Source organism: Sphingobium rhizovicinum, assembly GCF_042647625.1.
GTDB classification, from domain to species: Bacteria; Pseudomonadota; Alphaproteobacteria; order Sphingomonadales; family Sphingomonadaceae; genus Sphingobium; species Sphingobium rhizovicinum.
Genome location: NZ_JBHRVU010000004.1, coordinates 2,261,874 through 2,275,799, shown reverse-complemented (window position 1 = coordinate 2,275,799; position 13,926 = coordinate 2,261,874). Strand labels below are relative to the sequence as shown.

13 protein-coding genes are annotated in these 13,926 nt (G+C 63.8%); 6 read left to right on the top strand and 7 right to left on the bottom strand.

The window, feature by feature from the left end; translation table 11 throughout:
* Positions 1-151 precede the first annotated feature (151 nt).
* The 4 genes from ACFOKF_RS12140 to ACFOKF_RS12125 form a co-directional block, all read right to left on the bottom strand.
* Positions 152-1,357, bottom strand: coding sequence for an ABC transporter permease (locus ACFOKF_RS12140; RefSeq protein WP_380795922.1), 1,206 nt, complete (start codon positions 1,355-1,357; stop codon positions 152-154).
* Between the two features lie 190 nt (positions 1,358-1,547).
* Entirely contained in the window at positions 1,548-2,249 is a 702-nt protein-coding gene (locus tag ACFOKF_RS12135) for an ABC transporter ATP-binding protein (protein WP_380795920.1), read from the bottom strand.
* 3 nt (positions 2,250-2,252) lie between these two features.
* Entirely contained in the window at positions 2,253-3,773 is a 1,521-nt protein-coding gene (locus ACFOKF_RS12130) for an efflux RND transporter periplasmic adaptor subunit (RefSeq protein WP_380797767.1), read from the bottom strand.
* On the bottom strand, positions 3,773-5,251 hold the full coding sequence (locus ACFOKF_RS12125; protein ID WP_380795919.1) for an efflux transporter outer membrane subunit: 1,479 nt from the start codon (positions 5,249-5,251) through the stop codon (positions 3,773-3,775). Before ACFOKF_RS12125 ends, ACFOKF_RS12130 begins: the two co-directional genes overlap by 1 nt.
* Before the next feature lie 160 nt (positions 5,252-5,411).
* On the opposite strand from ACFOKF_RS12125, the gene fabD reads away from it, so the two are divergent.
* Positions 5,412-6,347: an ACP S-malonyltransferase gene (gene fabD, locus ACFOKF_RS12120; protein WP_380795918.1), complete on the top strand. Its 936-nt coding sequence runs from the start codon at positions 5,412-5,414 to the stop codon at positions 6,345-6,347.
* A gap of 20 nt (positions 6,348-6,367) precedes the next feature.
* Complete coding sequence (gene fabG / locus ACFOKF_RS12115) at positions 6,368-7,108, top strand: 3-oxoacyl-[acyl-carrier-protein] reductase (protein WP_380795917.1); 741 nt, start codon at positions 6,368-6,370, stop codon at positions 7,106-7,108.
* A 115-nt stretch (positions 7,109-7,223) separates the two neighbouring features.
* Here the strand turns inward: fabG and ACFOKF_RS12110 are convergent, their stop codons facing one another.
* The gene (locus ACFOKF_RS12110) at positions 7,224-8,456 is read right to left on the bottom strand and encodes a glycosyltransferase family 87 protein (RefSeq protein WP_380795916.1); all 1,233 of its coding nucleotides are present in this window, start codon (positions 8,454-8,456) and stop codon (positions 7,224-7,226) included.
* A gap of 207 nt (positions 8,457-8,663) precedes the next feature.
* Between ACFOKF_RS12110 and ACFOKF_RS12105 the strand changes: the two genes are divergently transcribed.
* The 3 genes from ACFOKF_RS12105 (at position 8,664) to mltG (ending at position 11,390) form a co-directional block, all read left to right on the top strand.
* Positions 8,664-8,897, top strand: a complete 234-nt coding sequence (locus ACFOKF_RS12105; protein ID WP_006950224.1) for an acyl carrier protein — start codon at positions 8,664-8,666, stop codon at positions 8,895-8,897.
* Between the two features lie 179 nt (positions 8,898-9,076).
* On the top strand, positions 9,077-10,336 hold the full coding sequence (gene fabF, locus ACFOKF_RS12100) for a beta-ketoacyl-ACP synthase II (protein WP_380795914.1): 1,260 nt from the start codon (positions 9,077-9,079) through the stop codon (positions 10,334-10,336).
* 82 nt (positions 10,337-10,418) lie between these two features.
* Positions 10,419-11,390 (top strand): endolytic transglycosylase MltG, encoded by a 972-nt coding sequence (gene mltG, locus ACFOKF_RS12095; RefSeq protein ID WP_380795913.1) that lies wholly within the window; start codon positions 10,419-10,421, stop codon positions 11,388-11,390.
* A 12-nt stretch (positions 11,391-11,402) separates the two neighbouring features.
* Here mltG and ACFOKF_RS12090 read toward each other — a convergent pair whose 3' ends face one another.
* A complete protein-coding gene (locus ACFOKF_RS12090) occupies positions 11,403-11,825 on the bottom strand; it encodes a sugar transporter (protein ID WP_380795912.1) in 423 nt (140 codons plus the stop codon).
* A gap of 90 nt (positions 11,826-11,915) precedes the next feature.
* Here ACFOKF_RS12090 and ACFOKF_RS12085 point away from each other — a divergent pair, with 90 nt between their 5' ends.
* Complete coding sequence (locus tag ACFOKF_RS12085; protein WP_380795911.1) at positions 11,916-12,422, top strand: 2'-5' RNA ligase family protein; 507 nt, start codon at positions 11,916-11,918, stop codon at positions 12,420-12,422.
* A gap of 244 nt (positions 12,423-12,666) precedes the next feature.
* Here ACFOKF_RS12085 and ACFOKF_RS12080 read toward each other — a convergent pair whose 3' ends face one another.
* Entirely contained in the window at positions 12,667-13,893 is a 1,227-nt protein-coding gene (locus ACFOKF_RS12080; protein WP_380795910.1) for an NAD(P)/FAD-dependent oxidoreductase, read from the bottom strand.
* Positions 13,894-13,926 lie beyond the last annotated feature (33 nt).

Below are 13,926 nucleotides of genomic sequence, written 5' to 3'. Positions count from 1 at the left end.
TAGGGCGGCCATGTCGCAGGACTGTGCCGCAGGTGGGGCATCTTTGTCGGAAAATGTATCAGGAGATGGGCGGGGTGTCCTTTCGCCCTCACCCTTCCGCCGCGCTTCGCACGGCTCCCTCCCTCTCCCGGTGGGAGAGGGAAAGTTGCTCTTATTCGTGCCGCAGCGCGTCGATCGGGTTGAGCGCGGCGGCGCGGCGCGCGGGGAAATAGCCGAACACCACGCCGATCGCCGCCGAAAAGAGAAAGGCGATCAGGTTGACCTTTAGGTCGAACAGGAAGGGCACCTGCATTAGCGGGGCGATGGCGAGCGAGGCGACCAGCGCCAGCGCGAGGCCGATGAGGCCGCCAAGGCAGGACAGCACGATCGCCTCCACCAGAAATTGCAGCAGCACTTCGCGCGCGACCGCGCCGATGGCGAGGCGAATGCCGATTTCCCGTGTCCGCTCCGTCACCGACACCAACATGATGTTCATGATGCCGATGCCACCGACCAGCAGCGAAATCGCCGCCACCGCGCCCACGATCTGGGTCAGGATGGTGGTGGTGCCGGTCAGCGTGTCGCTGATCTGCTTGGTGTCGAAGACGTTGAAATTATCCTGATCGCCCGGCTTGATCTTGCGCCGTTCGCGCATCAGTTCTTCCAGGCTGTTCTGCACGGTCGCGCTGTCATAGGCGTCGTCCACCGCGACCATGATCTGGCTGATGTCGCGGTCGCCGGTGAAGCGGCGCTGCACGAATTTGATCGGCATCACGACGACATCGTCCTGATCGCCAAAGCCGCCCTGGCCGCGCGTCGCCAGCACGCCCACGACCTGACAGGATACGCCCTTGATCCGCATCCGCTGGCCGACCGGCTCGACATTCTGGAACAGGTTGGTGCGCACCGTATTTCCGATGATGCAGACGGATTTGCCCGCTTCCTCCTCATCGGGCAGGAACAGGCGGCCGTCCTGCACCTTCCACTGCTGCACCTCCGAATAGGCGGAGGTCGTGCCATAGACGGTGGTGGACCAGTTATTGCCTTCATAAATGGCGGTGCCGCTCGACTGCACCACCGGGGCGACGGCGCGCACGCCAGTCAGCTGGTTTTCGATGGCGGTCAGGTCAGCAGGCTTGAAATCGGGCGGACGCGGGCCGCCGCCGCCGCGACCAAAGCCTTGCCCTGGCCGCAGTTGCAGCACATTGGCGCCCAGCGAACTAATCTGTTCGCGCACCGCGGCGGTGGCGCCATTGCCCAGCGTGACCATGGTGACGACCGCGGCCACGCCGATGATGATGCCCAGCGTCGTCAGGAAGCTGCGCAGCTTGTGCCGGTTGATCGCGCGGAAGGCGAGGATGATGGTTGTGCCTAGCATGGTCTGCCTTTACTTCTCCCTTGAGGGAGAAGGCTGCGAAGACTTGGCAGCGTGCTGCCTAGTCGAAGCTGGATGAGGGGGGAGCGATCTGTCGAGATGGGGTTCCCCCTCATCCAACTGCGCCTAGGCTCGTTCCTCGCCAAGGCTGCGTATCCTTCTCCCTCAAGGGAGAAGGTTTGAACCATGCCACTCACGCCTTCACCCCCGCTTCGATGCTTTCCACCAGCCCGTCGCGGAAATGGACGATGGTGCGGGCATAGGCGGCCATGTCCGGCTCGTGCGTCACCATCAGCACGGTAATGCCGCTGTTCCTGTTGAGGTCGGTCAGCAATTCCATGATCTCGACCGATCGCTGAGAATCGAGGTTGCCGGTCGGTTCGTCCGCCACCAGCACGTCGGGCTGGGTGACGATGGCGCGGGCGATGGCGACGCGTTGCTGCTGTCCGCCGGACAGTTCGGCTGGCGTATGGTCCCACCAGTCCTTGAGGCCCACCTTGTCGAGCGCGGCCATGCCCATGTCATAGCGCAGCTTCTTGTCCTCGCCGCGATAGAGCAGGGGCAGTTCGACATTTTCCAGCGCCGTGGTGCGCGACAGCAGATTGAAGCCCTGAAACACGAAGCCGAGATAGCGCCGGCGCAGCAGCGCCCGCTGATCGCGGTCCAGCGTCTCCACATGATGGCCCTTGAACAAATAGGTGCCGCCCGAAGGCACGTCGAGACAGCCCAGGATGTTCATCGTGGTCGATTTGCCCGACCCCGATGGTCCCATCACGGCGACGAAATCGCCCTGTTGAATGTCGAGATCGACGCCCTTGAGCGCCTGAAAGGCGGTCGGCCCCTCACCATAGACCTTGGTCACGCCCCTCAGGGAAATGATGGGATTGGCGGCCACGGTTCAGTTTCCGCCCGGCCGGGCTGCGGCGGCTTTTCCTGCGGCCGGCGCCACGGGCGCGGTTTCCGGCGCGGCGTCGCCCGAATTGCCGAGCTTGCCGACGCTGGCGGGCGTGCCGTCTGCGGCCGGATTGGCCTGACGGCGATCGGGGGCCTTGGTGTCGCCGTTGCTGTCGGGCTTCTGGTCTTCGGCCGGGGCCTGCTGGCCCTTGGCAAGCTGGCCGGTGATGACGCGCGCTCCGGCCTTCAGGTCGCCGCCGGTGATGACCGTGCGTGATCCGTCGCTGGCGCCCACCGTCACCTGAACCGCTTTGGGATTGCCATCTTCGCCCACGACATAGACGGTCTGGCTGCTGCCTGCGCCGAAGCTGACCTGACGATTGGCGCCGCTGCGGCGCATGCGGCCGGGGCCGGGCAGGACGCTGGTGATGCCGCCGCCCTGCGCCTGGGCGCTGGGCTTGAAGCGCAGCGCGCTGTTGGGGACGAGCAGAACATCATGCAGTTCCTGCGTCACGATGTCCGCCGTGGCGGTCATGCCGGGGCGTAGCGTTTCATCCTTGTTGTCGACCGACAGTACCGCCGTATAGGCGACCACGGTGCCGGTCGACGTGCTGGTGGAACTGCTGCTGCTGGACGAGGAGGAAGTGCTCGATGCGTTCGATCCGACATTCACCCGCGTCACCTTGGCCGGAAAGGTGCGGCCGGGGAAAGCATCGACGGCGAAGTTGGCGGTCTGGCCTTCCTTCACCTGCCCAACGTCGGCTTCGTCCACCGAGACTTCGACTTCCATCTGGGTGAGGTCTTCGGCCAGGGTGAAGAGCACCGGGGCGTTCAGGGAGGCGGCAACCGTCTGGCCCGGCTCGATGTCGCGGGACAGGACGACGCCGTTCACCGGCGACACGATCTGGGCGATCGACAGGTTGGTCTGGGCCGTAGACAACTGCGCGCGGGAGACATTCACCTGCGCCTGCGCGGACCGCAGATTGGCGAGCGCGCTCTGATAGTCGGCGCGGGCCGAGTCCATCTCCGTCTTGGCCGGCACGCGGCCGCCCGACAGCTTGAACACCGTTTCCTGCCGATCCAGCGTCGCCTTCGCCAGGGCGACCTGCGCCTGCGCCTGCGCGACGCTGGCCTGGGACGAGGCGACCTGCGCCTGATTCTGGTTCACCGTGTCGACCAGGCGGCGGGTATCCAGTTCGGCCAGCTTCTGCCCCTTGGTCACGCGATCATTGACGTCGACATAGACCGCCGTGATCTTGCCCGATTGTTCGGACCCGACATCGACCTGATTGATGGGCTTCAAATTGCCCGTCGCCGACACGCTGACCGTCAGGTCGCCCTGCCGCACTTCGCGGGTCGCATAGCTGGCCTTGTCCTCGCCCGAAAAACAGCGGGCGGCGAGCAGGACGAGGATCAGCAGGAAGACGCCCGCGCCGCCCCGGATCGCCCATTTGCGATAGGGTTTTTGCGGCTTTTCGCCCAGGAAGTCGCCGAGGTCTTTATCTGGGGTCACATCATTGCTCATCATTTTGACCCTTCAGCGGGGCGGTTGTCCATGGTCTGCCAGCCGCCGCCCAGCGCATCGTAAAGCTGGGCGACGGCCAGAACTTCGTCCGATTGCGCTGAGGCCAGGCTGTTGCGGGCGTTCAGCAGGGTGGTTTCGCTGGTCGAGAGGGTCTGGAAATCGGTCAGCCCCGCCTGATACTGGCTGCGCGCCATGATGGCGGCATTGTTCGACGCTTCATAAGCGGTGGCGAATTCGACCTTGCGCCGGCGCGCGCTGTCGAGTGACGCCATCGCATTTTCCACATCTTCCAGCGCGGTTAGCACGCTTTGCTTATAGGCGGCGAAGGCGGCGTCGGTCGCGGCCTTCTGCGACCGGACCTGAGAGGCGAGCCGGCCGCCGTCGAAGATGGTCTGCGCCACATTGGCGAAGATGCCGCCGGTGATCAGGCTGAACAGATCCTTGAAGCTGTTCGATGTGGTGCCGATGTTGCCGCTGATGCCGAGCGAGGGGTAAAGCTGGGCCTGCGCCACGCCGATCCGCGCGGTGGCGGCGGCCAGCGCCCGTTCGGCGCTGCGCACGTCGGGCCGCTGGCGCAGCGTGTCGGCCGGAATGCCGGTCGCGATCTGCGTCGATGCGGTGGGGATGGGGGCGGGCGTTTCGAGCGCGCGGGTCGCATCGCCCGGCGCCTGCCCGGTCAGCACGGCAATGCGGTTGAGGCTGCCGCGCAGGCTGGCTTCCAGTTGGGGGATGGTCGCATTGGTCTGGGCCAGCTGGGCCTTGGCCTGCTGTTCATCCAGCGAGGAGACGAGGCCCGCCTGCAAGCGCCAGCCGGCGATGTTGTAATTGTCCTGCTGGACCTTCTGCGTTTCCTGGGCGACGCGGAGTTGCTCCTGCGCCAGCCGCGCCTGCACATAGTTGGTGACGAGTTCGGAAATGATCGTCAGCCGCACATTGGCAAGGTCATAGCCCGACGCGGCAAGGTCTGCGCGGGCGGCTTCCGACGTGCGCGCCAGTTCGCCGAACAGATCGGCCTGCCAGCTGGCGTTGGCGCGGATCGAATAGCTGCTGGACCAGTTGCTGGAGCCGCCGCCGATGGGATTGCCGCTGCTGTCGAGGCGGCCGCCGGCGTCCTGGCTGCTATAATTGCGGCCGCCCGTGCCAGATCCGCTTACCTGCGGCAGGAAGCTGGCATTGGCCTGACGCAGGCTCTCGCGCGCCTGCCGCAACCGGGCCTGCGCCTGCACGATGTCCAGATTGTTGGCGATGGCGCTGTCGATCAGGCCGGATAGCGCCGGATCATTGAGGCGCGTCCACCATTGCGCCAGATCGGCATCCTCCAGCGCCGGGCCGTTCCCTTGGCTATAGGCGGCCGGCACGCCCAGCGCAGCCGTCTGCGGGGCGCGATAATTCGGGCCGGCGGCGCAGGCGGACAGCATGAGCGCGCTCCCGCTGATCCATGCAAAGCGATATCGCACCTTTTCCTTGCACTCCGTCATCGTTAAAGGGGCCGCCACGCTGATCCCCCGCGAAGGGGAAGGGGCGTCCATCGCTTGCCTGCCGCAAGCGCATGTACGGCTCAACGACATTTATGTCTCAAAGTGTAACGAGTTTGAATATCGGCGCTTTTCGCGGCGTCATGGGTCTGAAGGATATAAGATGCGGGCATTTCTCTTTCCGGGACAGGGCAGCCAGTCCGTAGGCATGGGCAAGGCGCTGGCGGATGCCAGCCCAGCGGCGAAGATGTTGTTTCAGGAGGTGGATGACGCACTGTCGCACCATCTGTTTCGCCTGATGGTGGAAGGCCCGGACGATCGCTTGACCCTGACGGAAAATGCCCAGCCCGCGATCATGGCCAACGCCATCGCCACGCTGCGTGTCATGGAAAAGGAAGGCGGCCTGTCGCTGGCGGACAAGGGCGATTATGTCGCCGGTCACTCGCTGGGCGAATATACGGCGCTGTGCGCGGCCGAGGCGCTGGATGTCGCCACTACGGCGCGTCTGCTCAAGCGTCGCGGCTATGCCATGCAGGAAGCCGTGCCGGTGGGCGAGGGCGCGATGGCGGCGCTGCTGGGCGCGGACATCGAAAAGGCGCAGGCATTGAGCGAAGCGGCCGCGCAGGGCGAAGTCTGCGCCGTGGCCAACGACAATGATCCCAGCCAGGTGGTGATTTCCGGTCATAGGGGGGCGATCGAGCGCGCTGTCGCGCTGGTGAAGGAGCATGGCATCAAGCGCGGCCTGATGCTGCCGGTGTCGGCGCCCTTCCATTGCGAACTGATGCAGCCCGCCGCTGAAGCCATGGACGCGGCGCTGGCCAACGCGGCGCTGGCCACGCCCCTGCTTCCGGTCTATGCCAATGTTCTGGCGGCGCCCATTGCCGATCCGCAAGAGATCAAGGCGCGGCTGGTCGAGCAGGTTACGGGGCGTGTCCGCTGGCGTGAGTCGGTCGCGGCGATGTGGGATGCCGGCGTGACGGAATTTGTCGAGGTTGGTGGCAAGGTGCTTGGCCCGATGGTCAAGCGCATTGCTCCCGATGCTACCGTGCGCAGCATTGTGACGATGGACGATATTGAGGCCGCTCTGGCCGCGTTCTGACATATTCGGGGGAAAGAAATATGTTCGACCTTACAGGCATGACTGCGCTCGTCACGGGCGCTTCGGGGGGCATCGGCTCGTCCATTGCAAAGGCGCTGGCTGCGCGGGGCGCGACGTTGGCGCTGTCGGGCAGCAATGAAGACAAGCTCAAGACCTTTGCCGCCGAACTGGGCGGAGACCACAAGACCATCGTCTGCAACCTGTCCGATCCGGCATCGGTCGACGCGCTGGTGCCGCAGGCGGTGGAAGCGCTGGGCGGGAAGATCGACATTCTGGTCAACAATGCCGGCATCACGCGCGACAACCTGATCATGCGGATGAAGGATGAAGAATGGTCGCAGGTCATCCAGGTCAATCTGGAGGCGGCTTTCCGCCTTGTCCGCGCTGCCGCCAAGCCGATGATGAAGGCGCGTTTCGGCCGCATCATCTCGATCACGTCGGTCGTGGGCGTCACCGGCAATCCGGGGCAGGCCAATTATTGCGCGTCGAAGGCGGGCATCATCGGCATGTCCAAGTCGCTGGGTCAGGAACTGGCCAGCCGCGGCATCACCGTGAACTGCGTTGCCCCCGGCTTCATCCGATCGGCGATGACCGATGCGCTCAATGATGCGCAGAAGGGCACCATATTGGCCAAGATTCCCGCAGGCGATCTGGGCAGCGGCGAAGATATTGGCGCGGCGGTCGTCTATCTGGCGAGCAAGGAAGCGGGCTATGTCACCGGCCAGACGCTGCATGTGAATGGCGGCATGGCCATGATCTGAAGATAGGCCGATATTTCGCCCAGGCCGGGCTGCAAATCCCACCTTTCTGCGCTTCCAGTGCTCACGTGCATTTGAGCACGCTGCGCGCCGGTTCTCGAAAGACGGAATTTTCGCCTCAGCCTGAGCGAAATCTCACCCTATCTTCGGGCTGCATAATTTCCAGCGCGCCGTCCAGCCGGATGGCGCGCCGCATCGCCAGCGCCAGTATGGCAATGGTGGCGATCAGGTTGACCGGAATATGAGTCAGTTCCGACAGAGACCGGCCGAATAGCGGGGCGATCCAGGCGTAGGCAAGCCATGTCGGCTCCCACGCCAGGGCTCCCCGACTTTTCATGTCCGCCGCCAGAAAGGCGATGGCGACGCCCAACAGCACATAATCATAGTCCAGCACATAAGGGGTGCAAAGCAGGGCCGCGCTCAACGCCGCTGCGCCGCGCACCTCCATCGACCCGCGTCGTGCCGCCAATGCCGCCGCCGCGATGGCGATCGCAGTCACGATGCCTTGCGCACCATAAGCGAAGGGAATGGAGCCGCCCCACTGGCGGATGGCGGCGAAGGGGCTCTGGATCTTCTCCCACCCGGTCGCGCCGGCTTCGATGATGACATGCTGGGTCAGCGGCAGGGAATCGAGGAAGGCCCGCCATACCGGCCAGCCCCAGATCGCCAGCGTCAGCAGGCAGAGCGCGCCGACTGTCAGTCCCGCCGACAGGAAGGCGCGCAGATTGCCGCGCGCCAGCACCAGAACGGGGATCAGCACGGCAAATTGCGGCTTGTAGACGAGTGCGCCCAGCAGCATTCCCGCCACCCATGGCCGCTTGTCGAGCAGCAGCATGCCCGCGCCCAGCAGGCTGGCGGTCAGGAAGGCGTTCTGGCCATGGCCCAGGCATACCAGCACCACCGGCGCGCCCAGCGCGACGATCAGCGCGTCGCGATCATCGGGCAGGATGCGCCGCACCAGGCACAGCGCCAGGACCAGGGTCATCCCCTGCCAGATCAGCAAAGCGGCGACATAGGGAAATTGCGCCAGCAAGGTGGCGATGATCAGGAAGGGAGGGGGATAGTGCCAGCCATAAAAGGGAATGGCGGGATCATGATGGATCTGTTTCTGCACTTCATGCTGGGTCGGCCAGTCCCATGCCTGCGGCGCGCGGCCATGATCGGCCATCCAGCCCGCCGTCCAGACGTTGGAAAAATCGGTGCCCAGCGGCCGGCCGAGCGAATCCACCGTGCCATGGGCGGTCGCGAACAGCCAGGTCAGGCCGATGATCGTCGCGGCCAGCACCAGCAGCGCGGTCAGCCGAATACGCGGCCGGGTGATGAAAGAGTCGGGGGAGGAAAGGGGCACCATGCCGCTTTCCTGGCACAAAGCCGCTGAAATTTTGGTAAATCGCGCGTTATCGGCACGGAAAAGGCGGGTTTTTGTTGCCGGACGGTTGCCCTGACGCATGAAGGGGCTTGGCGGCCTTCCCTCTTGCCTCTATCGGAGCTTGGCACTAGGGCATTGCCTTAACGGTTATTCAGAACCACCAACGATACCAGTCAAGAAGGACCACTCATGAGTGAGACCGCGGATCGCGTAAAGAAAATCGTCGTCGAGCATCTGGGCGTCGAAGCCGAGAAGGTGACCGAGGACGCCAGCTTCATCGACGATCTGGGCGCAGACAGCCTGGACATCGTTGAGCTCGTCATGGCGTTCGAAGAAGAATTCGGCGTCGAAATCCCTGACGATGCGGCCGAGAAGATCGGCACCGTCAAGGACGCCATCGATTATATCGACAGCAAGCAGTAAGGCGTTTTCCGGCCTGACCCTTTCAGGGAAAGGCCGTGCCTACGCATAAGAAACGGCTCCTCTTGTCCGGCCTTTGCCGAGCGTGGGGAGCCTTTTCGTATCTGGCGCGTGGTTTGAAAACGCGCCGCAAATGGCTACATGGGCGGCGCAAAGCCCATAAGAGATTTCGGAGCTAGGATATGCGTCGTGTCGTCGTAACCGGCCTTGGCATGGTGAGCCCGCTGGGCGGGAATGTCGAAACCAGCTGGAAGAACATCATTGCGTCCAAATCGGGCGCGGCCACGATCCAGCGTTTCGACGCGAGCGAGTATAAATGCCGCATCGCTTGCGAAGTGAAGCCCAAAGACCATGAATATGGCTATGATCCTTCTCTGGACGTCGATCACAAGATCCAGCGTCAGGTCGATCCGTTCATCGTCTATGGCATTTCCGCCGCCAGCGAAGCGCTGCGCGATGCGGGTCTGGACAATATGTCGGAAGAAGAGCGGCTGCGCGCCGGCTGTTCGATCGGTTCGGGCATTGGCGGCCTGCCGGGCATTGAAAGCGAATCGCTGGTGCTGGCCAATAAAGGCCCCAGCCGCGTGTCGCCGCACTTCGTCCATGGCCGTCTGATCAACCTGATCTCGGGTCAGGTGTCGATCAAATATGGCCTGATGGGGCCTAACCATGCCGTCGTGACCGCCTGTTCGACCGGCGCCCACTCTATCGGCGACGCTGCGCGCATGATTGCGATGGACGATGCCGACGTGATGCTGGCGGGCGGCGCGGAAAGCGCGATCTGCCCGATCGGCATCGCCGGCTTCGCGCAGGCGCGCGCGCTTTCGACCGGCTTCAACGACACGCCGGAAAAGGCGAGCCGTCCCTATGACGTCAACCGTGACGGCTTCGTCATGGGCGAAGGCGCGGGCGTGGTCGTGCTGGAAGAATATGAGCATGCCAAGAAGCGCGGCGCGAAAATCTATGCCGAAGTGATCGGCTATGGCCTGTCGGGCGACGCCTATCATGTCACCGCCCCCCATCCGGAGGGCAATGGCGGTTTCCGTTCGATGCAGATGGCGCTCAAAAAGTCGGGCCTGTCTCTTGAAGACATCGACTATGTGAACGCGCATGGCACATCGACCCCGCTGGGCGACGAGCTGGAGCTGGGCGCGGTCAAGCGGCTGTTCGGCGACAATCTCAGCACCATGTCGATGTCGTCCACCAAGTCGGCGATCGGCCACCTGCTGGGCGGCGCGGGCGCAGTGGAAAGCATCTTCTGCATCCTCGCCATGCGCGACCAGATCGTCCCGCCGACGCTGAACCTCGATGAACCGAGCGAAAGCTGCAAGGGCGTGGACCTGGTCCCGCATGTCGCCAAGGAGCGTAAGGTGCGCGCGGTGCTGAACAACTCGTTCGGCTTCGGCGGCACCAACGCATCGCTCATCATGAAGGCAATCTGATCGCATTTCGCGCGCGCCGTGCTGCGGCGCGCGCGACCACCATATAGGCTGGACGGGCATGGCAAGACGATCAGGAAACCCCATGCGCCGTCTGGGCTGCATCGTTCTTTTAATCGGCCTTGCCGTGGCGGCCTTCGTCGCCTTTCGCTTCGTCCATGGCTGGAGCGAGCAGGGACCGGCCGCCAAGGACATCAGCATCATCGTGCCGGAAGGATCGACCCTGTCCGATGCGGCGGTGCTGCTGAAACAGGCGGGCGCGGTGCGCTCCGCCGATGCCTTCCTGACCCGCGCCAAGGTATTTGGTGGCGGCAAGTCGATCAAGGCGGGTGAGTTCATCATCCCTGCCGGCGCCAGCAACAGCGACATATTGTCCATCCTTCAGGGGGGGAAGACGCTCACGCGCCTCATCACCATTCCCGAAGGCATGCCATCCATCCTGGTCTATGAACGGCTGATGGCGAACGATCAGCTGACCGGCGACATCAAAGTGCCCGAAGAAGGCAGCGTGCTGCCCGACAGTTATGCCTTCGACAAGGGCGAGGCGCGGGCCGTGGTGCTGAAACGCATGCAGGACGCGATGGACAAGGCGCTGGCGAAGCTATGGGCCGAGCGCGCCGCCAACACGATCGCGAAAAGCCCGCGTGAAGCGATCATCCTGGCCAGCATCGTGGAAAAGGAAACGGGCGTGCCGTCCGAACGTCCGATGGTCGCGGGTGTCTATAGCAATCGCCTGCGCACCAACATGATGCTTCAGGCCGATCCAACGATCATCTATCCGATCACCAAGGGCAAGCCGCTGGGGCGCCGCATCCGCAAGTCGGAAATCGCGGCGGTCAATGATTACAACACCTATGCCATGACCGGCCTGCCCAGAGGGCCGATCGCCAATCCGGGGCGGTTGTCGATCCTAGCGGTGCTGCATCCGGCGCAAACCAAGGCGCTCTATTTCGTCGCGGATGGGAAGGGCGGCCATATCTTCGCCGACACCTATCAGCAGCATAATGAAAATGTGCGCAAATGGTTCGAAATCCGGCGGTCGCGCGGGGAGCTTTGAGCGGGGCGCGGCTTATCGCAGCACCCCTTTCGCCCGCTGGACTATCGCATAGCGCCACTGGATGATCGCGATCACGAAGATCAGGATCGGGAAGGCGGTCGCCACCACCACGCCCTTGATCGCGATGATGTCGGTCGCGACGAAGACATAGCCGAACTGCACAACCACGGCGATCAGCGAGAGCAGGAAGAGCGGTACGGCCGCGCGCTTGCGCAGCAGCAGGAACAGCGCCCCGCCAAGTCCGGCCAGCACCGCAACGCCATAATCGAGCCACAGCCATTCCGGCATGGCGGCAAAGATTTTCGCGCCGCCCGGATCGGTCTTTGCCAGTTCGTTCAAATCCATCAGATATTGCATGATGAAGGACGCCAGCCCCATGCAGTTCCACAGCAGGAACAGGATGGCGATGAGGATGAAGGATCGTGGTGCCGACATGATATGTCCCTCCCATGGGTGCGGCCGGACGTTGCGCGGCCGTCATGATGCCATGCTACGCCTTGTCGCGGCCAAGCGAAAGCATCTTGGATGAGTGCGCCGATCATCGTCACGGCGCTGCTGGGGGCAGGGGACTTCGCCTGGGCGGATGGCTTGCGCCGCGCGCATTTTCCGCCCGAATGCAATCTCATTCCGGCGCATCTGACCCTGTTCCATCATCTGCCGCCATCGGCGCTGGAGGAAGTGGCGGCCCGGCTGAAGCGTCTGTGCACCGGCCCGCCGCCGCCGGCTCGACTGACGGAGGTGATGCTGTTGGGGCGGGGCGTGGCGTTTCGCGTGGATAGCCCGGCATTGCTGGCGATGCGCAATGAACTGGCGGACGCCTTTGCCGGCTTGCTGACTCCGCAGGATCAGGCGCGGCCCCGCCTGCACATCACCGTGCAGAACAAGGTCGCGCCGGAGGCGGCGAAGGCGCTGGCGGCGGCGCTGCGCACGGCTTTTCGTCCCCGTCCGCTGGCGATCGCGGGCCTCGCCGCCTGGCACTATCGCGGCGGGCCATGGGAACTGGCGATGAAGGCGATGTTCAGGGGGAGGTGAAGTGGCGGATATGGGTGGATTGCCGCCATCTTTATCCCTCTCCCCCTTGGGGGAGAGGGCTGTGTAGACTTGGCAGCTTGCTGCCTAGTCGTAGCTGGGTGAGGGGGAGTCGACCTCACGACAATGCGCCAACGCAGCGCCATGTCCCCCTCATCCGACTGCGCCTAAGCCCTTCGGGGTAAGGCTTCATATCCTTCTCCCACTAGGGGAGAAGGAACGGCAATAAATGCCCGTCACCCGCCCCTTAGGCCAGCCCCACTTCCTTCAGGGGCACGCCGGCGTCGGCCAGTTGCGCGACATCCAGCGCAGCGCCCGACAACACATGCGCTCGGCCCTGGACATAATCCTTGACCATGTTGACGCAATCCAATGCGATCACCTTGCCGCCCTTGAGGTACACGATCGAAAAGCTGCGATTGGCGGTGTCGCCGCGCAGCACCGTCTGATCAAAGCCGGTCGACAGCCCCACCGTCTGGAGCTTGAGATCATATTGGTTCGACCAGAACCACGGCACCGCATCATAGGGCTCTTCCTTGCCCAATATGTGCGACACGGCGGTCTTGGCCTGGTCATTGGCGTTCTGCACCGACTCAACCCGCATCTGCGCCCCGCCGGCAAAGCGGTTGGCATGCGACGCGCAATCGCCCACGGCATAGACGTCCGGCAGGCTGGTCCGGCAAAATTCGTCCACGTCCACGCCATTGCCGCCGGCCGCGCCCGCTGCGATCAGCGGTCCGGTTTCGGGGATGATGCCGATGCCCACGATCACCATATCGGTTTCGATCCGCTCGCCATCCTGCATCAGCACGGCGGTCGCCTTCCCGTCGGTCACTTCGATGCAGTCCATCCGTGCGCCGGTGCGCAGGTCGACGCCATGGGCGCGATGTTCCGCCTCATAAAAGCGCGACAGTTCCTCACCGGCGACGCGCGCCAGCACCCGGTCCAGCGCTTCCAGCAGGACGACTTTCTTGCCGAACTTGGACAGCACGGCCGCCGCCTCCAGCCCGATATAGCCGCCGCCGATGATGGTGACATGGCTGATCGTATCGATCTTCGCCATCATCGCGTCGACATCGTCGCGGCGGCGCACGGCATGGACGTTGATCGCGTCCGCGCCGGAACAGGTCAGCGTACGGGGGGAGCCGCCGGTGCACCAGATCAGCTTGTCATAGCCAATATCTTCCTCGCCCACTGTCACGGTCTTGCCGACCGGATCGACGCTCTTCACCCGCTTGCCCAGCAGCATGTCGACCTTGCGTTCTTCCCAGAAAGCGGCCGGGCGGATCAGGATACGGTCGAAGCCCTTGTCGCCAGCGAAATATTCCTTGGACAAAGGCGGCCTTTCATAAGGCGGATAATGTTCGTCGCCGATCATGGCCACCGTGCCTTCAAAGCCCAGTTGTCGCAGCGATATTGCAGCCTGCGCGCCGGCATGGCCAGCGCCCACGATCAGAACGTCATAATAACTCATCCGCCCGCAATCCTTTTTGCCTTTGCGCCGCTG